The organism is Kutzneria sp. NPDC051319 (assembly GCF_040682195.1).
Classification (GTDB): Bacteria; Actinomycetota; Actinomycetes; order Mycobacteriales; family Pseudonocardiaceae; genus Kutzneria.
The window spans coordinates 47724-72781 of record NZ_JBFBAM010000040.1; the positions used below are offsets into that span (position 1 = coordinate 47724).

Sequence of the window (25058 nt, forward strand, 5' to 3'; positions counted from 1 at the left end):
GGGGTTCTGCTCAACTCGTGGCGTCACCGAGCTGGGAGATGAGATGCGAGCAGCTGTCATGTTCACCGCAGAGGAAACGTTCCCCCTTCTGAAGGACATGACGCCGCATGGCAGTGCTCAACCTCGGAATTCTCGCGCACGTCGACGCCGGTAAGACCAGCCTGACCGAGCGGCTGCTGCACGCCGCCGGGATCATCGACGAGATCGGCCGCGTGGACGACGGAAACACGCAGACCGACTCGATGGCGCTGGAGCGCCGGCGAGGCATCACCATCAAGTCGGCGGTGGTGTCGTTCAGCATTGGCGACCACACGGTCAACCTCATCGACACGCCCGGCCACCCGGATTTCATTGCCGAGGTGGAGCGGGTTCTCGGCGTGCTCGACGGGGCGGTGCTGGTCGTGTCGGCGGTCGAAGGTGTGCAGGCGCAGACCCGCATTCTCATGCGGGTGCTGCGAAGGCTGCGCATTCCGACGATCGTCTTCGTGAACAAGGTGGATCGTGGCGGCGCCCGTTATGACGGGCTGGTGGCGGACATCGCGGCCAAGCTGTCGCCGTCGATCGTGCCCATGGGATCGGTCGCCGCCCTCGGAACTCGGGCCGCGCGGGCCGTGCCCTTCGGTGTCGAAGACGTCGAATTCGTGGAACGGCTTGTCGAGCTGGACGACGAACTGACGGCCGCCTATCTGTCCTCTTCGGACATTCCTTACGAGCGGGCGTGGTCCACGCTGGCGGAGCGTTCCCGGCGAGGGCTCGTGCATCCGGTGTTCTTCGGGTCGGCGATCACCGGAACGGGTGTGAGCGCCCTGATCGAGGGCATCACATCGTTCCTGCCGGCGGCCCCCGAGGACGTCGACGCGCCGGTCTCGGGCGCCGTGTTCAAGGTCGAGCGCGGTCCGGCCGGCGAGAAGATCGCCTACGTGCGCATGCACGCCGGCCGCCTGCGCGTCCGGGACCGGCTGCCCGACGGCGACGACAAGGTGACCGCCATCGCTGTCTTCGCCGAGGGCGCAAGCGTTTCACAACCGGCCGTCGCCGCCGGCTCCATCGCCCGGCTGTGGGGCCTCAACAGCATTCGCATCGGTGACGTCATCGGCTCGTCAACGCGTGCGGCGGAGCATTACTTCTCGCCGCCGACGTTGGAAACCGTCGTTCTGCCGGCCCGTTCGGGGGAGCGGGGCACGCTTCGCGCCGCCCTCGACCAGTTGGCCGAACAGGATCCGCTGATCGACGTCCGCCAGGACGAGATCCGCCGAGAGATAACGGTCTCCCTCTATGGCGAGGTGCAGAAGGAGGTCATCCAGGCCACGCTGGCCGAGGAGTTCGGGCTCGACGTCTCCTTCCGGGAGACCACGACCATCAACATCGAACGCGTCGTCGGCACCGGCGCCGCGTTCGAGATCATCGACGTCCCGCCCAATCCTTTCCTGGCCACTGTCGGCCTGCGCATCGAACCCGGTCCGGTCAACAGCGGCGTGCGGTATCGGCTCGGTGTCGAGCTCGGCTCCATGCCGTACTCCTTCATGAAGGCCGTCGAAGACACCGTCCGGGAGACTCTGTCCCAGGGGTTGCATGGTTGGCAGGTCATCGACTGTGTCATCACGATGACTCATTCCGGTTATTACCCCCGGCAGAGCCACATGCACGCCACCTTCGACAAATCGATGTCCAGCACCGCCTCCGACTTCCGTGGCCTGACGCCGCTCGTGTTGATGTCCGCCCTGGCCGAGGCCGGAACGCGCGTTCACGAGCCCATTCACCGCTACCAGTTGGAGATTCCCGCCGAGTCCTTCGCCGCCGTGCTGCCTGTTCTCGTGCGCCTCCGCGCCGCACCCCTCACATCGTCCATCACGGGCGGGACTCATGTCCTCGCCGGCGACATTCCCGCGGCCGAGGTCCATGGTCTCGAACGTCGGCTACCGTCGTTGACCAGCGGCGAAGGTGTGCTGGAATCTGCTTTCGACCACTACCGCCCCGTCGACGGCCCCGCGCCGGACAGGGTCCGATGGGACCACAACCCGTTGAACCGCAAGGAGTATCTGCTGCACGTGCTGCGCCGGGTCTGATCTCAGCCGCGGCGGCGTCGGTGGAGCACCCAACCGATGTTGACCATGGTCGTCGCCGACAGAGCCGCCAACAGGACCCCCGCCCACGTCATGCCGAGCCGGAAGGAGGCCACGGCAGAGGCGATGCACAGCAGCAGGCCGACCACGGCCAGCCACAGTCGCGCCGTTCGCGTCGGAACCACCCCGCCCATGCCGGCTGTCGGATCGTGGAAGGCCAGGGGAGCCCTGGATCTCCCGCTCTCCGACTGCCCCATGTCACCCGCCGTCATGCCCCTCCGTCCGACTCTCGTGGCTGTCCCGTTCGATGCAGCCCCCGATTCCCATCCAACCAGATCAACCTGGCAACGCCGCCGCTGGTGATCACCGCGGACCCCGGCTGCCAGGTTCGCGTGGTTGGATGGAAACGGGGGCTGCGTTTTTCCGGCTCATGATCATCGGCACGGCAGGGAGCAGGGGATGTCCGGCTATCGGGAGGCCAAGCAGCGGATCGTCACGGCGTTTCAACGCCGGGTCGGCAACCCGATCCTGATGCGGATGCCGGGGCACACGCTGCTGGAGACCACCGGGCGGCGCTCGGGGCAGCCCCGGCGGACGCCGCTGGGCGGAAGGCTGGTCGGGCGGGACTTCTGGCTGGTCTCGGAGTACGGGGAGAAGTCGCAGTACGTGCGCAACATCCAGGCCGACCCGAGGGTGCGGGTCCGGATCAGGGGGCGCTGGCGTGCCGGCATCGCGCATCTGATGCCGGAAGACGACGCGAAGGCGCGCCTTCGTTCGCTTCCGGCGGTGAACAGTGCCGGTGTCCGGCTGCTCGGCACCAACCTGCTGACGGTCCGGGTCGAACTGGCGGACTAGACGGCCGGCGGGCGCGTGACGTCGTAGCAGTCCCAGTCGAGGGCGACGAACGCCTGGAGCCCGTGCTCCCGGATGTACTGCCGCTCCACGTCGTGGATGGGGTAGAGGCCGGCGATGTTGATCGGCCTGTCGTCGCCGACGTCGATGTCGGTGTAGTCCTCGGGGGCGAGCACGGCCGGCGGGCCGACGACAAAGGCGGTCATGGCCGACTCGGCCGAGATCGGCTCACCGAAGTTGATCACGTCGCCGTACTCGAACGGGCACTCCCCGCGCAGCCCCTCGGCGAGGTCGCCGACGGCCAGCACCCACAACCGGTCGTCCGAGCGCACGCTGATGCACAGCTCGGGCTTGCTGAGCACCCAATCCTCATGCTCGGCCAGGGAAAGCCCGTAGGTGACGCCGGTGAGGTGGTCCTCGGGCAGGTCCTGGTAACCGAGCACCGTCACGGCCGGCAGGCCGGCCTTGGTCGACTCGATCGCGGTGAACCACGGCTCGACCCCGCCGGACAACGCATCCAGGTGGGCGAAATACCGTTCGGCACGACCGGTCATGGCCGGCCCCCGACCGGTGAGCCACGGAACTGGGGTTTCCACCGACGGAGCACGTCCAGACAGTACTAGGTTTCACCCGTGATCAACCGGCCACGGCGCGGAGGTGGGCGAGCAGGTCGTCGACGAGGTCCTCGGGATCGGCAACGCTGTCAACCGGTGGAGTTGGGTTGACAGCGTCAACCTGGATGGTGGAAACCGTGCCCGCGGTGGTGACAGGTGCGACCTCGGGTATCGGCGAGGCGATCGCGACGGCGCTGGCCGGATCCGCGACGGTGACGCTGCTCGGTCGGCAGGATGCCCGGCTCCGCGCGGCCGCGACGCGGATCGAGCGGCCGCGTGGGGTGCGGATCTGATTCTGGAACGGGCGGATCCGGCGCTGGGCAAGGAACTTCGGCTGCCGGATCCGGACCTGGCGCCGTTCGCGGCGTACGGGCGCACCAAGAACATGAACGCGATGTTCGGCTACGAGCTGGCGAGGAGACTGAAGGGCATCACGGTCAATGCGATGCACCCGGGGATCATCGGTGGCACGGGGCTGGGCCGGAATGCCCGTGGGGCGCTGAAGAAGCTGGGGGAGGAGCTGGCCGAGACGGCGCCGGGGCCGGAGGTGGGGGCGGACACGGCGGTGTGGCTGGCGACGGCGTCCGAAGTGGACGGACAGACTGGCGGCTTCTTCGTGAACCGCCGCCGGGTGGAGACGGCGGAGCACACGACGGATCGGGAGCGGTGCGGGCGGCTGTGGCGGGAGAGTGCCCAACTGGTGGGAAGTTTCGAGGGGTGGTAAGCGGTTTCCGGTAGCGTGGCGGGACGTGCGCCGCTGGAATCGTGACTTCACGCTGTTCTTCGTGGCTCGGGCGGCGGCGCGGCTGGGCGACATGATGTTGCCGGTGGCGCTGGCCGCGGGCCTGATCCGGTACGGGTACGGGGTGGGCGCGGTCGGCGGGGCGATGGCGGCCTTCAGCGCGTGCTTCGCCGGGTTCGTCATCTTCGGCGGGGTGATCGCGGACCGGTTCGACACCCGAGCGGTGATGGTGGCGGCGGACCTGACCCGGGTCGTGACCCAGTCGTCGGTGGCGGTGATGTTCTTCGCCGGGCACGTGGTTTTCTGGCAGATCTGCCTGGTGGGAGCGGTCAACGGCCTGTGCGCGGCGCTGTTCCAGCCGGGCATCGCCAGCACCATCCCGCGCATCGCGACGGACGTGCAGAGCGCCAACAGCGTCATCCGCGTGGCGGAGTCGATGATGGGCGTGGCCGGCCCGGCCTTCGCGGGCCTGCTGATCGGCGTGACGTCGGTGGGCGGCGTGTTCGCGGTGCACGCGGCGACGTACCTGACAAGTGCCTTGTGCCTACTGGGTTTGCGCCTGCGCCGAGGCGAGCGGCCGGCGAAACGGACGCGGTTCCGGGCGGATCTCGTCGAGGGCTGGCGGGAATTCCGGGCCCGCGGCTGGGTGTGGGGCGTCATCCTGGTCTGGATGGTGCTGATGATCACCACCTTCGGCCCGCTCACCCCGCTGGTGGCCACGGAGATCATCACCACCCACGGCGACACCGCGTACGGCCTGATCAACTCGATCGGCGGGGCGGGCATGGCCGTCGGCGGCCTGGTCGCGATGCGCCTGCGCCCACGCCACCCGCTGCGCGCCGGGGCGATCGCAATGCTCGGATACGGGCTGCTGCCGGCGATGGTGGCCGTGGGCGCCCCGATCTGGCTGGTGGGCCTGGGTTTCGCGGTCACCGGGGGCGTGCAGACGTTCTGGAGCGTGATGTGGGCGACCAGCATCCAGACCCAGATCCCCGGCTCGATCCTCAACCGCATCCACGCCTACGAGGTCGCCGGCTCGCTGGCCATGATGCCGGTCGGCCAGGCGCTGGCCGGCCCGGCGGCCGGCGCGCTGGGCGCGGAACCGGTGCTGCTGATCGGCGCGGTCGCGGCCGTGGCCGGCATGGCGGCGCTGCTGCTGGCCCCGCCGGTCCGCGACCTCGGCCGGGCCGACGGCCCCGTTCGCGAAGAATCGACGCTGGTGAGAGGCTGACGGCATGCGCGCCGACCTGCTCTCCGTCCCCGGCGAACCGGACCGTGCGAATGAGGACTTCGCGGCGCTGTCGCCACAAGGCGCCGCCTTGGTGCTGGACGGCGTCACGCCGCCGCCCGACGGGCAGACCGGCTGTATCCACACGGTGACGTGGTTCGTGCAGAAGCTGGGGCCGGCGTTGCTGAGGCGGGCGGAGCGGCGCGACCAGTCGCTGGCGGACTGCCTGGCCGACGCCATCGCGCAAACCGCGGCGGCGCACGAGAGCACCTGCGACCTGAGCCACCGCCGCACGCCGCAGGCAACCGTTGTGGCCCTGCGGTGGGACGACCGGCAGGTCGAGTACCTGGTGCTGTCGGATTCGGTGCTGCTGCTGGACGTCAACGGGGCGGTCACGCCGATCCTGGACGGCCGCCTCGACGAGGTGACCGGCCGGCCCGACCTGCGCGCGATCCGCTACACGCGCCAGTACTTCGACGCCCTGGAAAGCCTTCGCAACGCCGACGGCGGCTTCTACACCGCGGCCGCCGACCCGGAGGTCGCGAAGCGGGCGGTCACGGGCCACCTGCCGCGGGCCGACGTCCGCGCGGCGGCGGCGATGTCGGACGGCGCGACCCGGTGGACCGAGGTGTTCGGATTCGGCGACTGGGCCGAGCTGTTCGCCCGCATCGAGGACAAGGGCGCCGTGCAGGTGGTCGACGAGGTGCGCGCGGCGGAAACCGCCGATCCCGACCGGACGGCGTTTCCGCGGGGCAAGTCCCGCGACGACGCGTCGGTGGTCTTCCTCCAGTTCTGAGAACCCGTGACCGGGGCGCCGATCGCTACGGCATTCGCCGGTCCCTCGCTGCTCTGAATGGGCGTCGAAATGGAAAGACTCCTGCCGTTCAAGAATAAGAACGCGCCTTCTTGACGAACGGCGGCGACGCGATGATCGTCAACACCCCGATCTTGGACGGGCGCGGCGGCGGCCATCGGGCATGCAACCGATCGGGCGTCGGGCGCCGTCATAGTGTCGGACACATCCGCGAATCGTCCGGTTCTCCTGGTCGGGCCCGGTTACCGGCCGGGATGATCGGGCGGCGGCCGCGTTTTCACAACCTCCTTTCGTCGGGGTGCTGAAGTTGATGACTGTTAAGGCGCGCATCCCATAGAATGGGCGTCATTACCGTTGTTTTGTCCGCTTTGCCGGCCATTCGGTCACCATGGGTCCACCGGTGATGTCATGTACGTGATCACCAGGTCACGATGTGGCCACCCGTGACGGGCGATTCCATACCTTGGTAGGGAATCCATTCCCTGGCGGAACTTCGGCTGTTAGTGTTCCGGTAACTCCCTCGCCGAGGGAAATAAACCCTGCCATTTTCATCTCCCCTGTAGGGATGGAGCAATCGTGAAGCTGACCCGTCGCGCCTCAGTGGCGCTGCTGGTTGCCGCGCCGATGGTTCTTGCCTCCGGCGCCGGGTTCACTGCCTCCGCGCAGACGGACCCGCACACCACCCAGCTGGCCAACAGCGCCGCCCCGGGCCTCGAGTTCGCGACAAGAACCGGATCGGTGAACGCCGACCAGCAGATGCAGGTCGCCGTCTCGCTGAACTACCGGGACGCCGCCGGGCTGGACGCCTTCCTGGCCCGCGTGAACAACCCGAGCTCGGCCGACTACCACCACTACCTGACGCCGGACCAGTTCCGCGACCGGTTCGCACCCACCCAGGCGCAGGTCGACCAGGTGCGGGCCTATCTGGCCGGCAAGGGCCTGACCGTCACGGACGTGGCCTCCAACCGGATGCTGATCGACGCCAAGGGCCCGGCCAGGACGGTGCAGAGCGCCTTCGCCACCACGGTGTCGCGCTACCACGACAACAAGACCAACAAGGACTTCACCGCCAATGACACGGCCCCGTCCGTGGACAGCGCGGTGGCCGGCCTCATCGGCGGCGTCTCCGGTCTGAACAACCACTACCAGCTGCACAACTACACCGAGGCGCCCAACGCGAACGCGCCGAAGGCGGGCAGCGGCCCGGCCGGCGGCTACACCGCGCAGGAGCTGCGCTCCGCGTACGGCGTGGACAAGCTCAACAGCGCCGGCACCACCGGCGCCGGCCAGACCGTGGCCATGCTGGAGTTCTCGCACTTCAGCCAGACCAACATCAGCAAGTACGACCAGCAGTACGGCACCGGCTCGCCGACCCCGACCGTGGTCAAGGTCAGCGGCGGCGACGACGACACCGCCGGCGACGGCACCGTCGAGGTCGAGCTGGACATCGAGGTCGCGCACGCGGTCGCGCCCAAGGCCAATGTCGCGGTCTACGAGGCCCCGAACAGCGACCAGGGCGAGATCGACATGTGGAACAAGTTCATCACCGACAACGTGTCGGTGGTGTCCTCCAGCTGGGGCGCGTGCGAGCTCGACGACACGGCGTCCACCGAGACGGCCGTGGACAACGTGGCCAAGCAGGGCGCGGCCCAGGGCCAGACCTTCCTGTCGGCGGCCGGCGACTCCGGCGCCTACGACTGCTACCGCCACAGCGGCACGCAGTCGCCCAACGCCAACAACCTCGCGGTCGACTTCCCCGGCTCCGACCCGTACGTGGTCAGCGTCGGCGGCACCGTGCTGACCGAGGGCAGCGGCGGCAGCTACAGCTCCGAGACCGTGTGGAACGAGGGCACGGCCACCAAGTGGGCCGGCGGCGGCGGCGTGTCCAGCAAGTTCGCCCGCCCGTCCTGGCAGACCGGCCCCGGCGTGAGCACCAGCTCGCTGCGCCAGGTCCCGGACGTCTCGGCCGTCGCGTCGGACTACTCGATCTACACCGGTGGCCAGTGGGGCACCGTCGGCGGCACCAGCGCGGCCACCCCGCTGTGGGCGTCCGTGCTGACGCTGGCCAACCAGCAGGCGGCCGCGGCCGGCAAGGCCCGCGTCGGCCAGGTCCAGTCCACGCTGTACCAGCTGGGCTCGTCCAGCAGCTACGGCACGCTGTTCCACGACATCACCACCGGCGACAACCTGCACTACAAGGCGGTGGCCAACTACGACGAGGCCAGCGGCTGGGGTACGCCCAAGGCCGACGCCCTGGTGCCGAACCTGTCCGGCGGCGGCACCACGCAGCCGGGCGCCCCGTCGGTGACCAACCCTGGCAACCAGTCCAACCTGGTCGGTGACACCGTCAACATCACCGCCCACGCGACCGGCGGCACCTCGCCGTACACCTGGTCGGCCACGGGCCTGCCCACCGGCACGTCCATCGCCTCGGGCACCGGCGTGATCAGCGGCAAGACCACCACGGCCGGCACATACAACGTGACCGTCACGGCGACCGACTCCGCCAACAAGGCCGGCAGCGCCTCCTTCACGTGGACCGTCGGCACCACCGGCGGCAACTGCTCCGGCCAGAAGCTCGGCAACCCGGGCTTCGAGACCGGCAGCGCCTCCCCGTGGAGCACCTCCTCGGGCGTGGTCAGCAACGCCTCAGCCGGCGAGGCCGCGCACGGCGGCAGCTACCTGGCCTGGATGGACGGCTACGGCTCGACCCACACCGACACGCTGACCCAGTCGGTGACCATCCCGGCCGGCTGCCACGCGACCCTGTCGTTCTGGCTGCACATCGACACGGCCGAGACGACCGCGTCGACCGCGTACGACAAGCTGACCGTCAAGGCCGGCTCGACCACGCTGGCGACGTACTCCAACCTCAACAAGGCCAGTGGCTACGCGCAGAAGACGTTCGACGTCTCGGCGCTGGCCGGCCAGACGGTGACGATCTCGTTCACCGGCGTTGAGGACTCGGGCCTGCAGACCTCGTTCGTCATCGACGACACGGCTGTGAACCTGAGCTGACGCACCGATCCACGGAGCGGGCCATCCCTCAGGGGTGGCCCGCTCCGGCTTTCCGGAGCTTGGCCCGCAACGCCTTGCGCGCCACCGGACCCAGGTCGTCGACGACCTCGACCAGGATGGCCAGCCGGTCCAGCGTGGCCAGCGCGGCCTCGGCCCCGGCCGGGTCGACGCCCTCGAACAGCTCCAGGCCGATGAAGCCGGCGCACAGCGCCTCGGCCAGCCCGGCGATGTCGAGCAGGTCGGCCACCGGCGAGCCGATCAGCAGCCGGTCCAGCGTGGCGCGGATCGGCGCCACCCACAGCCGCAGCGCGGCCGCGGTCGCCTCGGCCAGCTCCGGGTCGCCCTGCGAGCCGGCCATCATCTGGGCCAGCACCTGCACGTTGCCGCGCGCCCGTTCCTCGGCGTGCAGCTCACGGCCGGCCGCGAGCAGGTCGCGCAGGCCGTCCACGCCTGCCAGGCGCTGCTCGAACTGGTCCAGCCGGTCCCGCGTGGCCGCCAGGCAGGCGGCCTTGAGCAGGTCGTTGACGCTGCCGAAGTGGTAGAAGACCAGCGCCTGGTTCACGCCCGCGGTGGCCGCGATGGTGCGCGCGGACGTGCCGGCGATGCCGTGCTGCCGGATCGTCTCGATCGCGCCGTCGATCAGGCGCTGTCGCGTTTCGGCCATGGGATCACGGTATGGGACGGCGCGCGCACAGGTACGGGCGGGCGAGCACGAGGGCCACGATCGTCACCGCGAGGCCGAGGTAGGCCGGCGCGAGATGGCCCAGGTCGGTGTAGCCGATCTCGCCGTGCACGGTCAGCGCGCAGCCGAAGCCGCTGATCGCCGCCAGCACGAGCGTCCACCACACCCAGGACTCGCCGCGCCGCCATCCCCACGCGCTCAGCGCCGCGATGCCGATGCCGGCCGACATTAGCGCGCCGCCGAAGCCCGCGCGGTCGTGGGCGATGAAGGACAACAGTCGGGGATTGGCCGCTTGCAGCACCTCCGTGGTCGTGTGCAGATAGGTCAGGTCCGACGGCACGAACACCGTCGTGAGGCCGATGACGGACACCACCGCGCCCCCGACGACGATGCCCAGCCCGGTGACCACCAACAGCAGCTGCCCGATGAGGGCATGCCGCCACTGGCGTCGCGGGCCGTCCGGCAGCGGACGCCGTTGCCCGCCCGCTCGCTGCCGGGTGGCGAGCAGGAAGAACGGGAACAGCGCCAACGTGGCCACGAGGTGCAGCACGTCGACGAAGCCGGTGCCGACGAAGTAGAAGAACGTCGGGAAGCCGACCCAGCCGGAAACCAGCAGTGCCTCGCGGGCCCAGGGCCACCCGCGGCGGATGCCGCCCGCCGACAGTCCGACGTACAGCACCCCCAGGGCTATCATCGAACCGGCCAGCGAAATTCGGTCGTGCTGAAGGAAATGCCCCAGGTGCTGGCCGATCGTGGTGACGCCCAGGTAGTCCCGATCGTACCAGAGCAGCACCGGGCCGAGCGTGATCGCGACGGCCGCCAGGCCCGCGACGATCATGCCGATGCCGAGGAAAAGGCCCCACAGCCAAGAGAATCCGCGCCTTCCGCCGACCGGGCCGGCGGCGTCGATCACGCGCGCGAACCAGCCCGGTCCCTCGCGGATCAGCAGGTCGGGGGTGGCAAAGACCACTGTGGACGGTTCCGCAAGCGCTTGCACCGCCTCCTGTACCGACCGGGGGTGGACGTAGTCGTCGGTGACGACCGCGTCGACAAGTGCGACCAAGGCGGCTTTCGTGTCAGGGTCGGAAGTTCGGGCCACAACCGGGATCCGCCGCCCGGCCACGGCGTCCCGCACCAGGCCCACGTCGGCCGACGACACCGGCCCGATCTCGATCAGTCCGGCGCCGAGCAAGGGCAAGGCCCGCACCGCATGGCGGGCCACCGCGGGCGGAACCACGGCCCCGAGCCGCACCCGCACGTCGACGCCGGCGATCTGCCCGGCGAGACGGCGCGGGGCATGACGGTGGCCGAGTCCACATGCGACAATCCGCCCGCCGCCGGGCAGCGAACCGACCGTGGCCAACACCTTGAGGGCGGCCAGCTGCGACCGCCGCTCGCCGAGCAGGGCGGCCGCGATGCCTCGCAGCGGATGGTAGGTCCAGTCAGGCATTGAGGGTCCAACCGAGCACCGGATCCATCGCGCGCAAGGTCGCGGCGGCCGGTGTCAACCGCGCGGCGATGTCCCGTGCCCGCACGGCCGGCGGCCAACTCCACTGGCTGACGGCGCTGAGCCGCGCCGATTTTCGGACGATCGCCTGCGTGCGGCGTAGTCGCAGACGGTCGTAGCCGGCCAGTCCCACGGCGGCGAGCGTGACGGCATCCTCCAGTGCCTGGCAGGCGCCCTGCCCGAGGCTGGGAGTCATGGCGTGGGCGGCGTCGCCGAGAAGGGCGACGCGACCGTCCGCATAGGACCGCAGCGGCGGCAGGTCGTAGAGATCCCGGCGCACGACGGCGGTCGTGGCGGCGAGCAGGCGGGGGATCGGCTCGGGCCAGTCGCCGAAGCGTTCCCGCAGCTCGTCGAGCCCCCGTCGACCGTAAGGCGCGGTCCGGCCGGTTGCGAAGCAGTAGAACCGGCCGCCGGTCATGGCGGTGAACCCGAATCGTTCGCCGGCGCCCCAGGTCACTGCGCCCTCGGCCGGCGGATCGTCGAGCGGCTCGGTGACGGCCCGCCAGCTCGTACTGCCGGTGTAGCGCGGCACCGGGGCGGCCGGCCAGCACAGCCGTCGGACGGTGCTGTGCAGGCCGTCGGCCCCGACGACCAGGTCGAAGCCCTCGGTCTGAACCATGTCGGTCAGCGCGGTGTTCGGCCTCAGCGCGGAGGCCGGCAGCGCGTCGAGGAGCGTGGTGTGCAGGTCGGCGCGGTGCACGACGATCAGCGGCCAGCCGTGGCGGCGCTCGATCTCGGCGTTGTCGGTCCGGCTGAGCCAGCGGCCCGACCGGTCGCGCACGCCGCCGCCGCGTTCGACCGCGCCCAGTTCGCGCACCCGGTCGGCTAGTCCGAGTGCGTCGAGGGCCCGCATGGCGTTGGGCCACAAGGACAGGCCCGCGCCGAGCTCGCCGAACTGCGGCTCCCGTTCCCACACCTGCACCGACCAGCCCCGCCGGTGCAGGGCCACCGCGGCGGCCAGGCCGCCGATGCCGCCCCCGACCACAAGCGCTCTCATGACCAACCCCCCCGTTTTGAGCAAGTGCTCAAAACGGTAGCCGACCTTGAGCGATCGCTCAACCCGTTAGCCGGTGAACCAGCCGGGCGCGTCCAGCCGGAAGAAGTTGCCCGGGGTCATCGCGCGCAGGCCGGCCTCCATGTCGCGGAGCCGTTGCGCGCCGAGCGCTGCTGCCCATTCGGTCCGCAGCTCCTCGAAGATCTGGGCCGACCGGACCAGTGCGTCGACGCCACGTGTGGTGAGGCGGACGACCTTGCGTCGCGCGTCGTGGCTGTCGTCGACGCGTTCCACGTAGCCGAGCGCCTCCAGTCGGTCCGCGGTCTTGCCGGCGGCCTGCTTGGACACGCCGAGGCGTCGGCCCAGCTCGCTGGCGGTGGCGCCGGCGCGGCCGATGGCCTGCAAGGCGAAGCCGTGGGCCGGGCGCAGATCCGGGTGCCCCTGCGCGGCCAGCTCGGCGTGCAGGCGGTCGATGAGCGTGCGGAAGCCGGCGAACAGCAGCAGGGGGAGCGCGAAGCCGGGCTCGTCCCCGGTCGGGTCACCCATTGCGAAACTCGACAACCTGGTTTACCTTTTCGACAACCACGTTGACCATCCTAGTCCCGCTGGAGGAGATCTTGTTCGTCGACCACACCCTGGACACCGCGCCCGCTGCGGCCAGGAGACCGCTCAAGGCCACCGTCGACAAGCTCGGCTACCTGCCCGCCCCGGTGGCCCGGTTGGCGGCGTCGCCGCAGCTGCTCGACGGTTTTCTCAAACTCAGTGCCATGTTCGAGACCACTTCCCTGGAGCCGGTCGCCCGCGAGGTGGTGATCATGACGGTGGCCGTGCGCAACGGCTGCCACGTCTGCGTCGCCATGCACACGGCCATGCTCGGCGGCATCGGGGCCGACGCCGAGCTGGTGGCGGCGCTGCGCGAGCAGCGGCCGCTGCCCGATGCGAAGCTGGAAGCCCTGCGCGCCTTCACCATCGAGGTCATGGCCGCCGCCGGCGGCGTGGACGACGTGGTGCTCAAGGAGTTCCTCGAACACGGCTACACCACGCAGCAGGCGCTGGAGGTGGTGCTGGGCATCGGCGCCTACACCCTGTCCACCTTCGCCAACCGCATGACCAAGGCGCCGCTGGACTATCAGCTCGCGGCGTTCGCCTGATCGTGCTGCCACTGGACGTCCTGCCGGTCCGTCTCCTCACGCAGGATCGCCGCGTCGAGGAAGCGTTCCGGGATCGCGAAGGCGTCCACCAGGGTGCGGGCGTGGGGCCGCAGCTCGGCGCACAGCGCGTTGACCGCACCGTTCACCGCCTTGCCGCGACCGCTCGTGAGCCGGCCGTGCGCGAGGAACCACGCCAGGTCCTCGTTGACGAGGTGCAGGGCGTACAGCGTGCACACCCGGTCGAGCAGGTGCTTGACCTCCGGGTCGGCGCACCCCTCGACGGCGTCCGCAAACGCTTGTAGGACAACGCGTTCGGTGTGCACGCGGCCGGCGCGCAGCACATGGTCCTGCGCGCTGTTGAACACCTCGAACGGATCCGCGGCGCCGCTGGCCGCCTGTCGGAGCCGGCGGGCCAGCCCGGCCACCACGTGCGCCTCACGGTCCTCGAACGCCCGCAGCTGCCAGCCGCGGTCGTGCAGGACATCGGGGTCGTCCCGGCCGGGGCTGAGGCTGGGCAGGCGTTCGGTCACCAGGCCGACGAACTGCTCGGCGACGAAGCGGGCCAGCCCCAGCGTGCCGAGCTCCTCGAACTGGCTGCGGTAGTTGGTGAGCAGTCCCTTGGCCACCAGCTGGAGCAGCACCGTGTTGTCGCCCTCGAACGTGGTGAACACGTCCGTGTCGGCCTTCAGTGTGGTCAGCAGGTTCTCGGCCAGGTAGCCGGCCCCGCCGCAGGCTTCGCGGCAGGTCTGGATCGCGGCGGTGGCGTGCCAGGTGGACAGTGCCTTGATGCCGGCGGCGTGGGATTCGAGCTCACGCTGCCGGCGCTCGTCCGGTTCGGTCGTGCTCTGGATGTCGTGCAGCGCCTGGGTGAGACTGTCCTGGGCGAAGTGCAGCGCATAGGAGGTGGCCAGGGCCGGGAGCAGCTTTCGTTGGTGCGCCTGGTAATCCAGCAGCACGACCTCGCGCTGGTCGTCCGGGCGGTTGAACTGGCGGCGGGTGTCGGCGTAGCGGACGGCGACGGTGAGCGCGCGTTTGGCCGCGCTGCCGGCGCTGCCCGCCACGCTGATCCGGCCCCGGATCAGCGTGCCCAGCATGGTGAAGAAGCGCTTGTTGTCGCTCTCGATCGGGCTGCGGTAGGCCCCGTCCGCGTCGACCTGCCCGTAGTGGTCGAGCAGGTTGTCCCGCGGCACGCGGACCTCGGTGAACGTCAGTCGTCCGTTGTCGACGCCGTTGAGGCCGCCCTTGCGTCCACAGTCACCAATGGACACACCGGGCATAGGATTGCCCTCAGCGTCACGGATCGGCACCACGAAGGCGTGCACGCCGCGACCGCGGCCGTCGGTGATCAGCTGTGCGAACACCACCGCCGCGCGGCCGTCCCGCGCCGCGTTGCCGATGTAGTCCTTGCGAGCGGACTGGTGTGGCGTGTGGATGACGAACTCGCCGCCGTCGAAGGTGGCGGTCGTGCGCAGGTGCTGCACATCCGAGCCGTGGCCGGTCTCGGTCATGGCGAAGCAGCCCGGCAGCGTCAGATCGATGATGTCGGGCAGGTAGCGCTCGTGGTGCCGGCGCGTGCCGAGCAGCTGTACGGCCCCGCCGAACAGCCCCCACTGCACGCCGGCCTTCACCATCAGCGACAGGTCGCCGAAGCCCAGTGTCTCGAACGCCACCACCGAGCCGCCGATGTCGCCACCGCCACCGTACTCGCGGTCGAAGCCCAGCTTCGGGCCGTCGGTCTTGGCCAGGGCATGCAGCTGCTCGAACACCAGCGCGCGGTGTTCTTCCGTGCTCAGGCCGCTGGTGTCGCGGTACTCGACGCCGGCCAGCTGCTCCCGGACCGTGCGCCGCAGCGCGGCCCACCGCCCGTCGAGGATCTCGGTGATCGCACTCGGCTCCACGGGCCGAGCCTAACCAGCGTCGGCATTTCGTGCAGGATCACCGGCGGCGGGCCCAGGACAGCTGGGCCTTGCCCTTCCAGTACAGCTCGCGCAGGGCCATCACCGGTGGGTGCTGTTCGCTGAACCCGCGCAGCAGCCGCCGCACCTGCTCGGTCGGCGTGTCGCGGTCCGGGTTGTTCCGCATGCGCGCGACGAGGTCCGCGAGGGCGGCGACCGCCGTGTCCAGCAACTCGGCGTCGGTCGGCGCGGCCGGCGATGCCGTCGTGATGGCCGGCAGCAGGTCGTCGAGATCTCCGATGACGTCGTAGCCCGCGCGCTCGATCGCCGTGACAACCTGCTCGGCGCGATCCCGCACCCACGGCAGCTCCGAGGCCGGCAGTGCGACCTTTCCGTTGCCGTGAGCGGCAAGGATCTTGTGCGCGAGATAGTCCTTGATCACGGCGTCGTACTGCGGCCAGCCGACCCTGCGCTCCACCGCGACGTTGACCCGCCGCAGCAGCTCGGTTTCCGGCGTGCCGAGCGAGTGGTTGTCGTGATCATCCGGATTGGCGAAGCGATCCGGGTCGACATCCAGCATCGAAGCGTATCGATGCCACAGGCCGGGTCCCCTGGCCGGCACCGTCACGACATGCACCCGCTGCGGCGGCAGGTTTCGACCCCACTTGGCCAGCACGCGGGGGAGATCCTGGTAACTCCAGAACAGCTCGTGCAGCGCATGCCCGCCGTCGCCGCGGATCGCCGCGAGGAACTCGTCGTAGCGCTCGGTGCGGCGGTTGCGGGTGTTCTCCTGCCACATCGAGGGAATCTGGCGGGCCAGGTCACGGGCGGTGCAGACCACGTGCACCTCGGCGAAGTCCAGGCTGCGTAACGCCCGGTCGGCCTGTCTCTCGGTGGCCGTGGCCAGCAGCTCGCTGGAGATGACGGAATCCCCCGGCCAGGCCCGGACATGGGCCACCAGGCGGTTCCAGGCCTGGTCGGTCAGCGGCGTGATCCAGTCGGGATAGCGCTCCCGTTGCAGGTCGACGGCGGCGTGGAAGTGTGCCGCGTGGACGTAGCCGGGGAAGAGCAGACCCTGTTCGGCGGCGGTTTCCCTGTTGTGCCAGAGCATGTTCTGCAGGTGGGTGGTGCCGGTCTTGGGCAGGCCGACGTGCAGGTGCACGCGTGGGGTCATGGCCGCGCAGCGTAGTTGCCCAATGACAACTTTCCCTGTCGGTGTGCTGGCAGTTCTCTACGATTCGCCTAAGAAACCGTGACCCCGTCGGAAGGCGTGGCTACGGTGGCCGGCATGCGACTGGCCCATGGCGCGACGATCTGGTTCACCGGACTGTCCGGAGCCGGCAAATCCACCATCGCGCGGGCGGTCGAGTCCCTTGTGGACGGTCCCGCCGAGGTGCTCGACGGGGACGAGCTGCGCGCCACCGTCTCCAGTGAGCTGGGCTTCTCGGCGCAGGACCGCGACCGGCACGTCTGCCGCGTCGGCTACATCGCGGAGTTGCTGGCCCGCAACGGAGTTGTCGCGCTGGTGCCGGTGATCGCGCCCTACGCCCGGGCACGGGAGTGCGTGCGCCGCCGGCACGTGGACCGGGGCTCCACCTATCTGGAGGTTCATGTCGCCACGCCGCTGGCCGAGTGCGCCCGTCGGGACCCGAAAGGGCTGTACGACCGCGCATCCCGGGGCGAGCTGCACGGGCTGACCGGTGTGGACGATCCGTACGAGGCGCCGTCCGCACCCGATCTGCGGCTGGACACGACCGGCATGGACGTGCCGACCGCCGCCGACCGGGTCGTGCGGCTGCTGGCCGACCGCGGCCTGCTGCCGTGACGCTGCTGCCGTGACTACGCAGAACTGCGTATTTGCGACGAACGGCCCGCTGGCCAGGATGTCGCCATGTCACGCAACTGGGCCAAGGCGCTGGCGGCTGCGTTCGCCATGGCCGTCGCGCTGCTGGTCGCGCCGGCCGCGCACGCCGGCAACGGCTACTTCACCAGCCAGGACCTGACCGCCTCGATCGGCGCGCCGGTCGGCGGCGACCAACCGGTCGGCTGGTCCACACCATGGGACCAGCAACGGCACGTCGCCTACGTCGACTACCAGGACTCCTCGCTGACCGTGGCCAGCTCGGCGCCCGGCGGGGCGTGGACGTGGACCACCGCCGCGACGCACGCCTATCCCAGCTTCCTGAGCGCCTACTCGTACTCGTGGGACCACAGCTCGCACATCGTGTACAGCGACGGCGTCACCTTCCACCTCATAGAACTGTGGTCCAGCGAGAACTCGCCGACGTGGCAGAAGGTCGACCTGACCGCCACCTACGGCGGCCCGACAGTCAGCTTCGATCCGCACGGCTACGAGCAGGACGGCCAGCAGCACATCGTCTTCGAGAGCTTCGACGACAACAGCGGCGAACTCTGGGAGGCCGTGTTCAAGCCCGGCATCGGCTGGCGGATGGCCAACCTCACCACGCAGAGCGGCATCCACATCACGTACACCCTCGGCTGGGCCTTGACGGCCACATCGCTCGGGCTCGACGGCGAGGCCATCGGCTATCTCGGCCAGGACGGCTATCCGCACATGCTCACCGGGCTGCGCGGCCGGTGGCTGGACCAGCGGGTGGGGGTGCCGGCGCACAACACGTACTACAACCTGAACTCCGGGGCGTTCCTGCGGGACGGACACACCCAGCGCTACGCGCTGCGCTACCTGAGCGCCGACGACGACGTGCACGAGGCCGCCTGGACCTCGGCCGGCTGGACCGACACCAACGTCACGGCCGTGACCGGTTCGCGCGGAATCGCCACCCCGCATCTGGCCAACGACATGTACCTGTGGAACGCCGACGGCAGCGAGCACATGTTCGCCACCGACCGCGACACCCTGGCCGTGCACGAGTTCGTCCGCACCCGCGACGGCCACTGGTACTTCTGGACCGACACCGGCCCCGTGCACAACGACCTCGGCTGGGCCGCCGCCTTCGCCGCCCCCGACGACTCCGTGCACGGCACCGAGACCGAGTTCTATGTCTACTACGACGACAACCGGCACCTGATCGTGTCCGATCTGACCGTGCCGTACCAGGCCTGAGGAGCTTTGTCTTGCGACGCCATTGGGTGTTGTCGCTCGTGCTGGCGGTCGGGGCGGCGTTGGTCGCCGCCCCGACCGCGCAGGCCGGCGACGGGTTCTTCACCAGCCAGGACCTGACCGGGGCCATCGCCGCCCCCATCGGGCGCACCGAGCCGTCCGGTTGGTCCACGCCGTGGGACCTGAAGCGGCACTTCGCCTACGTCAGCGAGGACCGGCAGCTGATCGTGGCCAGCGCCGGCCCCGACGGAGCCTGGTCGTGGACCGTCGCCACCACCAACGGCGGGTACATCTTCGGTTATCTGGCCACGTATTCCTACGCGTGGGACCACAGCTCGCACATCGTGTACACCAACGCCTCGACCAGCCACCTGATGGAGACGTGGTCCAGCGAGGCCTCGCCGCGGTGGCAGACCGTCGACCTCACCGAGACCTATCACGGGCCGAAGGCCAAAGTCAGTCCGCGCGGCTACGAGCAGGACGGCCAGCAGCACCTGTTCTTCAAGGAATACGACGCCGGCGCCATCTGGGAGGCCACCTTCGTGCCCGGCACGGGCTGGGGCTTCACCAACCTGACCTCGCGGGCCGGGATTCCCCCGAACTCCAGGCTCAGCTCGAACCTGGCCGGATCCCCGCTCGGCGCGGACGGCGAGGCCGTCGGCTACATCGGCGCCGACGGGTATCCGCATGTCCTGGCCGGGCAGCACGGCCGGTGGATCGACCAGCGGGTCGGGGTGCCGGGCGCCATGGAGTTCTCGGCCGTGAACTCCATGGCGTTGCTGCGGGACGGGCATTCCGTGCGCTACGTCCTCCAGTACTCCACCGGCGACTTCCACCTGCACGAGGCGGCGTGGGAGGGCGGCCGGTGGACCGACACCGACATCGCCGCCGCGCTGCCCCAGCTCGATCCGAACCGGGCGCCCGACACCAACAACGGCTCGTACCTGTGGAACGCCGACGGCAGCGAGCACATGTTCACCACCGACGCCGACGGCGCGGCCCGGGAGTACGTGCGGACCCGGGACGGCGCCTGGGTCGCCTGGCGGGACACCGAGGCGGTGCCCGACGGCGCCGACTGGGTGGCGGCGTTCACCGCGCCGGACGACACCGTGCACGGCACGGAGACCGAGTTCTTCGTCTACTACACCTCCGATCGGCACGTGATCGTCGCCGATCTGACCGCGCCCTACCAGGCCTGAGGAGCCTTCTCTTGCGACGCCATTGGGTGTTGTCCCTCGTGCTGGCGGTCGGGGCGGCGTTGGTCGCCGCCCCCGCCGCGCACGCCGGCGACGGATGCTTCACCAACCAGGACCTGACCGCTTCGATCGGCGCGCCGCTGGGCAACATGCAGCCGGCCGGCTGGAGCACGCCGTGGGATCTCCAGCGGCACTTCGCCTACTACACGGCCGACAGCCGCCTCGTTGTCGCCTCCGCCGCCCCCGGCGGGGCCTGGACGTGGACCACCCTCCTCAAGGGGGAGCCGGTGTACGGCTTCCTCGGCGTGTACTCGTACTCGTGGGACCACAGCTCGCGCATCGTCTACGCCGACGGCGTCAACCACCACCTGATGGAGATGTGGTCCAGCGACACCTCCCCGGCGTGGCAGAAGATCGACCTCACCGCGACCCACAACGGCCCGCTGGTCGACGGCGGCCCGCACGGTTACGAGCAGGACGGCCAGCAGCACATCGTCTTCATGGACGGGCACGGCAACAACACCATCTGGGAGGCGGTGTTCGTGCCCGGCGCGGACTGGACCTTCACCAACCTGACCACCCTGACCGGGGTCAACCCGCGCAACAACTACGGGTCGTACCTCACCGCCCAGCCGTTGCAGTCCGACGGCGAGGCCATCGGCTACATCGGCGCGGACGACTACCCGCACGTGCTGATCGGGCAGCGCGGCCGCTGGCTGGACCAGCGGGTCGGGGTGCCGGCCGACAAGCAGTACTACAACGTGAACTCGATGGCCTTCCTGCGCGGCGGGCACGTCCAGCGCTATGCCTTCCGCTACGAGACCAGCGACCGCCACCTGCACGAGGCGGCGTGGGAAGCCGGTCGGTGGACCGACACCGACGTCACCGTGGTCACCGGGTCGACCGACCCGAACGGCCAGCCCCGTTCGGGCGACGACGAGTACCTGTGGAACGCGGACGGCAGCGAGCACATGTTCACCACCGGCTCCGACGGCGCCGTGCTGGAGTACGTGCGCACGCGCGACGGCCGCTGGTTCCTGTGGCGGGACACCGGCCCGATCGTCGACGGTCCCGCCTGGGTCGCCGGATTCGCCGCGCCGGACGACGCCGCGCACGGCACCGAGACCGAGTTCTACGTCTACTACACCTCCGATCGGCACGTGATCATTTCCGACCTGACCGGGCCGTACCAGACCTGATGCTCACCCCGCTCCCCGGGAACAACTCGCGGGGAGCGGGGTGTTGCTCGTTGTATGGCGACGAGCAAGCAGGTCCTGATCCCGAACGAGCAGCACCCGATCACGGTGACGGCCCAGGGTGAGCATGTGGTGGCCACGGTCGGCGGCCGGGTCATCGCGGACACGCGGGAGGCGCTGACGCTGCAGGAGAGCACCTATCCGGCGGTCCGGTACATCCCGCGCAAGGACGTGGACTTCACGCTGTTGGAGCGGTCCGAGCACGAGACGTACTGCCCGTACAAGGGCGACGCCTCCTACTTCAGCATCCGCGCGGGGGAGACCTCGGCGGACAACTCGGTGTGGACGTACGAGTCTCCTTTCGACGCGGTGGCGGAGATCAAGGAGTACGTGGCGTTCTACCCGAACGTGGTGGACGTGCAGGTCCGCGAGGACTAGAGCCCTTCGACCGTGCCGCCGCCGTACGGGGTGCGGGCGCCGACGAGCCGGTCACCGACGGCGATCCCGCCCCAGAAACCGCGGGGCAGGGTCACGTCGGTGACGGGCCGCACGGCCAGCGGCTGACCCAGCTCCTCGGTCCGCCGCCGCACGTCGGCGTCGACGCCGTCCTCGATCACTACCGGGGCGCCGGCTTCGTAACCGGTGCTGTGGAACATCGGCCTGCCCACGGCGTCGGCGATGTCGATGCCCAGGCCGAGCACGGCGTGCAGGCACTGCACGGTGGCGCCGTGCATGCCGGATCCGACGCTGCTGGACGCCAGCACCGGCACGCCGTCGCGTAACACGATCGCCGGGTTGGCCGGCGAGGGTAAGTGCTGGCCGGGGCCGAGCCTGGCCAGCGCGCGCTGTTGGAACGAGGCGGAGTCGGGGATGGAGACGCCGCCGGCGAACAGACCGGTGGTGCCCCACAGAGTGGTGTTGATGGAGTGGCTCGCGGCGGCGACCGCCCCGTGCGTGTCCACGGCCAGCACGAAATCCGAGTGGCTGCCCGGAGGCCCGGGCTGCCGTGTGATCCCGATGAGGTCCCGCAGCGCGACCGGGTCGGCGAGCGGGTCGCCGATGCCTTCGGCTCGGCGTAATGCGTCCACCAGCGTCGCTCCGCCGCGATTCGGGCCGCCGGCGGCGTGCACCTGGGTACCGTGGAAGTCCGCGACGACCGGCGCGGCCCACACCGGCTCGTAAGCGGCGAGATCGGCCAGCGTGGCCTTGCCGCCGGCCCCGCGCACGACGTCGACGAACTCCCGCGCCCACGGCCCGTGATACATCCATTCCGCGCCCTCGGCGGCGACGGCCCGCAGCGTGCGGGCCAGTTCCGGTTGCCGGAACTCTTCGCCTTCCACTGCCCGGAACCCGGCCGGCAGCACGTCCTTGCGTAACTCGAACTGCTTTGCCCGTCCCAGTCCGACCGGGAATCCCCGCTCGGCCACGAAGATCGCCGGTTGGAACAGGTCGCCCCACGGCATCCGACCGTGTCTTCGGTGGGCGGCCTGCAAGCCGGCCATGAAGCCCGGCACCAGCGCGGTGCGACCGCTCGCGTGCGGTTGTCGCGGGATGCTGGTCGGGTCGTCCTCCTCGGCTGGGGGCGCGAAGCCGGCCGTCAGCGATTCCGTTGCCCCGTCGAGGAAGTGCGTCAGCGTGAACACGCCCGCGTAGCTCACCCAGGCTCCGGCCGCGAGCGCGATCTGGGTCAGGGCCGTCGTGATGACGGCGTCTACCGCGCTGCCGCCCGCCGCGAGCACCTGCCGGCCCGCGAGCTGAGCGAACGGCCCCGTCGAGCCCACCAGCATCGCCCGCTCGCCCTCGGCCGACCTGCTCGCGGAGTCCGATCGGGACGCACCCAGCAGCAGGTAGCGGCGCACCTCGTCGGCGTCCCATGTGGTCGGGTCCATGGCCGCTCCCTTCGCATCTGTGCAGTACTTATCAAAGCGTAAGTTCGGTGACTTGTGCAAGTCGCTCTGGTAAGACCGAGGCATGGGCGTGCTGAAGGTGCGGTTGGGTGTCGGGCTCGGGCCGGGCGGCGGCGCCGCCGAGTTCCCCGGGATCGTCGACGAGTTGGAGGCGGCCGGCGTCGATTCGCTGTGGCTGTCCGAGGTCGTCTACGGCGCCAACGTCGAGCCGTTGATCGGCATGACGCATGCCTTGGCCCGCACCAGCAAGCTCAAGGTCGGCACCGGCGTCTCCGTCCTGCCCGGGCGCAACCCCGTGCTGGTGGCCAAGCAGCTCGCCACGCTCGCCGGGCTCGCCCCGAAGCGTGTGCTGCCCGTGTTCGGCCTACGCCCCGCCCGCCGCGACGAGTGGAATCTGTTTCCCGTCCCCACCGGCCGCCGCGCCGCCGTCTTCGACGAGTCCCTCCAGCTGCTCAAGCTCCTGCTGACGCAGGATTCCGTCAGCTTCGACGGCGAGTTCTTCCAGGTCGACGCCGTTTCCCTCGCCGATCGCCCCGCTCGCCCCCTCGACGTCTGGATCGGCGGCAGCTCCCCGGCCGCCCTGCGCCGCGTCGGCCGCCTCGCCGACGGTTGGCTCGGCAGCTTCGTCACCCCTTCGCAGGCCAAGCTCCATGTCGAGACCATCAAGGCCGCCGCCGCCGAGGCCGGCCGCTCCGTCGAGGAGGACCACTACGGCCTCTCCCTCGCCGTCGCTCCCCACGGCATCCCTCCCGAGCTCGCCCGCGCCGCCGCGGACCGCGCCCCCGGCGTCGACCCCGCCGATCTCGTCGCCGCCAGCTGGGACGACGCCCGCCGCCTCCTGGACCGCTACCTCGACGCCGGCCTCACCAAGTTCGTCCTCCGCCCCACCGGCCCCGTGGCGTGGTCCGACTTCATGCGCCACTTCTTGCCCCTGGCCGAGGCCCTCCACAACTAGGCCTTCCTCAAATCCCCAACCACCGCAACACTTCCTCCGTGTGCTCGCCCAGCGCCGGCACGGCCCCCATGGAAGCCTCCTGCCCGCGAACGGTGACCGGAGGAATCAACGCCTGAACCTCCCCGCCCGGTGTGGAGACGGTCCGCCACCGGTCGCGTTCCACCAGCTGGGGATGGGCGGCGAACTCGGCGACGGTGCGCTGCTGGGCGAAGGCGATGCGGGAGGCTTCCAGGCGGGCGATCAGGGCAGAGCCGGTCAGGCCGCCGAAGACGGAGTCGATGACGGCATCCAGCTCGGCGCGATGGGTCAACCGCGAGGAGTTGGACGAGAAACGGGCGTCGGTGGCGACGTGGGGGAGCAACAGGGTGGTGGAACAGAACTGCTGCCACTCCCGCTCGTTCTGGATGCCGAGCTGGATGACGGTGCCGTCGCCGGCGCGGTAGGCGCCGTAAGGGGCGATGGTGGCGTGGTGGACGCCGCTGCGGACGGGGGCGGCGCCGCCGTAAGTGGTGTAGTAGAGGGGAAAGCCCATCCACTCGCCGAGGGCCTCCAGCATGGAGACCTCGAAACTGCAGCCGCGGCCGGTGCGGGAGCGGTCGTACAGCGCGGTGAGGATGCCGCTGTAGGCGTACATGCCGGCGGCGATGTCGGCGGCGGCGATGCCGACCTTGGCGGGGGACTCGGGGGTGCCGGTGACGGAGATGAGCCCGGCCTCGCTCTGGATCAACAGGTCGTAGGCCTTGCGGTCACGGTAGGGGCCGTCGGAGCCGTAGCCGGAGATGTCGCAGGTGATCAAGCGGGGGTGCTGGGCGGCCAAGGAGTCGGAGCCGAAGCCGAGGCGGGCGGCGGCGCCGGGGGCGAGGTTCTGGACGAAGACGTCGGCCCGGGCGACGAGGGCGTGCAGGACATGGGCGTCCTCCTTGACGTCGAGCTCGACGCTCTCCTTGCCACGGTTGAGCCAGACGAAGTGGCTGGACTGCCCGTGCACGGTGCGGTCGTAACCACGGGCGAAGTCGCCTACGCCGGGGCGCTCGATCTTGATGACGCGGGCGCCGAGGTCGGCCAGCTGACGGGTGGCCAACGGCGCGGCGACGGCCTGCTCCAAGGCGACGACCAACAGTCCGGACAGCGGTCCTGGCATCGATACCTCCCTGCTCACGGC

The 25058-nt window shown here is 70.1% G+C and carries 23 protein-coding genes; 13 read left to right on the forward strand and 10 right to left on the reverse strand.

The features are described 5' to 3' along the window. The first annotated feature begins 107 nt into the window (after positions 1-107). Positions 108-2066 carry a translation factor GTPase family protein gene (locus tag AB0M73_RS31260; RefSeq protein ID WP_363898012.1) on the forward strand — a complete coding sequence of 653 codons (1959 nt, stop codon included), beginning with the start codon at positions 108-110 and terminating at the stop codon, positions 2064-2066. Positions 2067-2068: 2 nt separating this feature from the next. On the opposite strand, the gene AB0M73_RS31265 is transcribed toward AB0M73_RS31260, so the two are convergent. After that, a complete protein-coding gene (locus AB0M73_RS31265; RefSeq protein WP_363898015.1) occupies positions 2069-2335 on the reverse strand; it encodes a hypothetical protein in 267 nt (88 codons plus the stop codon). Between the two features lie 187 nt (positions 2336-2522). Between AB0M73_RS31265 and AB0M73_RS31270 the strand changes: the two genes are divergently transcribed. Then, positions 2523-2918 (forward strand): nitroreductase/quinone reductase family protein, encoded by a 396-nt coding sequence (locus AB0M73_RS31270; protein ID WP_363898018.1) that lies wholly within the window; start codon positions 2523-2525, stop codon positions 2916-2918. On the opposite strand, the gene AB0M73_RS31275 is transcribed toward AB0M73_RS31270, so the two are convergent. Continuing rightward, a complete protein-coding gene (locus AB0M73_RS31275) occupies positions 2915-3469 on the reverse strand; it encodes a suppressor of fused domain protein (protein WP_363898021.1) in 555 nt (184 codons plus the stop codon). The genes AB0M73_RS31270 and AB0M73_RS31275 overlap by 4 nt on opposite strands. A 103-nt stretch (positions 3470-3572) precedes the next feature. Between AB0M73_RS31275 and AB0M73_RS31280 the strand changes: the two genes are divergently transcribed. The 4 genes from AB0M73_RS31280 to AB0M73_RS31295 all read left to right on the forward strand — a co-directional run bounded on the left by AB0M73_RS31280 (position 3573) and on the right by AB0M73_RS31295 (position 9331). Further along, entirely contained in the window at positions 3573-4253 is a 681-nt protein-coding gene (locus AB0M73_RS31280; protein WP_363898024.1) for a hypothetical protein, read from the forward strand. A gap of 25 nt (positions 4254-4278) precedes the next feature. Beyond that, the gene (locus tag AB0M73_RS31285) at positions 4279-5502 is read left to right on the forward strand and encodes an MFS transporter (RefSeq protein ID WP_363898027.1); all 1224 of its coding nucleotides are present in this window, start codon (positions 4279-4281) and stop codon (positions 5500-5502) included. Positions 5503-5506: 4 nt separating this feature from the next. Then, positions 5507-6295, forward strand: coding sequence for a hypothetical protein (locus tag AB0M73_RS31290; protein WP_363898030.1), 789 nt, complete (start codon positions 5507-5509; stop codon positions 6293-6295). Between the two features lie 594 nt (positions 6296-6889). Next, positions 6890-9331 carry a protease pro-enzyme activation domain-containing protein gene (locus AB0M73_RS31295; protein ID WP_363898033.1) on the forward strand — a complete coding sequence of 814 codons (2442 nt, stop codon included), beginning with the start codon at positions 6890-6892 and terminating at the stop codon, positions 9329-9331. Between the two features lie 28 nt (positions 9332-9359). On the opposite strand, the gene AB0M73_RS31300 is transcribed toward AB0M73_RS31295, so the two are convergent. The 4 genes from AB0M73_RS31300 to AB0M73_RS31315 all read right to left on the reverse strand — a co-directional run bounded on the left by AB0M73_RS31300 (position 9360) and on the right by AB0M73_RS31315 (position 13060). Further along, on the reverse strand, positions 9360-9995 hold the full coding sequence (locus tag AB0M73_RS31300) for a TetR family transcriptional regulator (RefSeq protein ID WP_363898036.1): 636 nt from the start codon (positions 9993-9995) through the stop codon (positions 9360-9362). Between the two features lie 4 nt (positions 9996-9999). Then, on the reverse strand, positions 10000-11463 hold the full coding sequence (locus AB0M73_RS31305; protein WP_363898038.1) for a hypothetical protein: 1464 nt from the start codon (positions 11461-11463) through the stop codon (positions 10000-10002). Continuing rightward, complete coding sequence (locus AB0M73_RS31310) at positions 11456-12517, reverse strand: FAD-dependent monooxygenase (protein WP_363898041.1); 1062 nt, start codon at positions 12515-12517, stop codon at positions 11456-11458. Before AB0M73_RS31310 ends, AB0M73_RS31305 begins: the two co-directional genes overlap by 8 nt. A 66-nt stretch (positions 12518-12583) precedes the next feature. Further along, positions 12584-13060, reverse strand: coding sequence for a MarR family winged helix-turn-helix transcriptional regulator (locus tag AB0M73_RS31315; RefSeq protein WP_363898044.1), 477 nt, complete (start codon positions 13058-13060; stop codon positions 12584-12586). 71 nt (positions 13061-13131) lie between these two features. Here AB0M73_RS31315 and AB0M73_RS31320 point away from each other — a divergent pair, with 71 nt between their 5' ends. Then, the gene (locus tag AB0M73_RS31320; protein ID WP_363898106.1) at positions 13132-13665 is read left to right on the forward strand and encodes a carboxymuconolactone decarboxylase family protein; all 534 of its coding nucleotides are present in this window, start codon (positions 13132-13134) and stop codon (positions 13663-13665) included. Here the strand turns inward: AB0M73_RS31320 and AB0M73_RS31325 are convergent. Together AB0M73_RS31325 and AB0M73_RS31330 are read right to left on the reverse strand one after the other, a co-directional pair. Next, positions 13644-15563 (reverse strand): acyl-CoA dehydrogenase, encoded by a 1920-nt coding sequence (locus AB0M73_RS31325; RefSeq protein WP_363898046.1) that lies wholly within the window; start codon positions 15561-15563, stop codon positions 13644-13646. The two genes, AB0M73_RS31320 and AB0M73_RS31325, sit on opposite strands and share 22 nt — an antisense overlap. Positions 15564-15600: 37 nt before the next feature. Next, the gene (locus AB0M73_RS31330; RefSeq protein ID WP_363898049.1) at positions 15601-16734 is read right to left on the reverse strand and encodes a hypothetical protein; all 1134 of its coding nucleotides are present in this window, start codon (positions 16732-16734) and stop codon (positions 15601-15603) included. 114 nt (positions 16735-16848) lie between these two features. On the opposite strand from AB0M73_RS31330, the gene cysC reads away from it, so the two are divergent. From cysC to AB0M73_RS31355, 5 genes are all read left to right on the forward strand, one after another. Beyond that, positions 16849-17385, forward strand: coding sequence for an adenylyl-sulfate kinase (cysC, locus tag AB0M73_RS31335; RefSeq protein ID WP_363898052.1), 537 nt, complete (start codon positions 16849-16851; stop codon positions 17383-17385). A 66-nt stretch (positions 17386-17451) separates the two neighbouring features. Continuing rightward, positions 17452-18645: a hypothetical protein gene (locus tag AB0M73_RS31340; RefSeq protein ID WP_363898055.1), complete on the forward strand. Its 1194-nt coding sequence runs from the start codon at positions 17452-17454 to the stop codon at positions 18643-18645. Positions 18646-18656: 11 nt separating this feature from the next. Beyond that, positions 18657-19841 (forward strand): hypothetical protein, encoded by a 1185-nt coding sequence (locus tag AB0M73_RS31345; RefSeq protein WP_363898058.1) that lies wholly within the window; start codon positions 18657-18659, stop codon positions 19839-19841. Between the two features lie 11 nt (positions 19842-19852). Next, positions 19853-21037, forward strand: coding sequence for a hypothetical protein (locus AB0M73_RS31350; protein ID WP_363898061.1), 1185 nt, complete (start codon positions 19853-19855; stop codon positions 21035-21037). A 54-nt stretch (positions 21038-21091) separates the two neighbouring features. After that, the gene (locus AB0M73_RS31355) at positions 21092-21472 is read left to right on the forward strand and encodes a DUF427 domain-containing protein (RefSeq protein WP_043716310.1); all 381 of its coding nucleotides are present in this window, start codon (positions 21092-21094) and stop codon (positions 21470-21472) included. Here AB0M73_RS31355 and AB0M73_RS31360 read toward each other — a convergent pair. Next, positions 21469-22923, reverse strand: coding sequence for a gamma-glutamyltransferase (locus tag AB0M73_RS31360; RefSeq protein WP_363898065.1), 1455 nt, complete (start codon positions 22921-22923; stop codon positions 21469-21471). The genes AB0M73_RS31355 and AB0M73_RS31360 overlap by 4 nt on opposite strands. Positions 22924-23011: 88 nt before the next feature. On the opposite strand from AB0M73_RS31360, the gene AB0M73_RS31365 reads away from it, so the two are divergent. Then, the gene (locus AB0M73_RS31365; RefSeq protein ID WP_363898109.1) at positions 23012-23896 is read left to right on the forward strand and encodes a TIGR03854 family LLM class F420-dependent oxidoreductase; all 885 of its coding nucleotides are present in this window, start codon (positions 23012-23014) and stop codon (positions 23894-23896) included. Between the two features lie 7 nt (positions 23897-23903). Here AB0M73_RS31365 and AB0M73_RS31370 read toward each other — a convergent pair whose 3' ends face one another. Beyond that, positions 23904-25037, reverse strand: coding sequence for a CaiB/BaiF CoA-transferase family protein (locus AB0M73_RS31370; RefSeq protein WP_363898068.1), 1134 nt, complete (start codon positions 25035-25037; stop codon positions 23904-23906). Between the last annotated feature and the right edge of the window lie 21 nt (positions 25038-25058).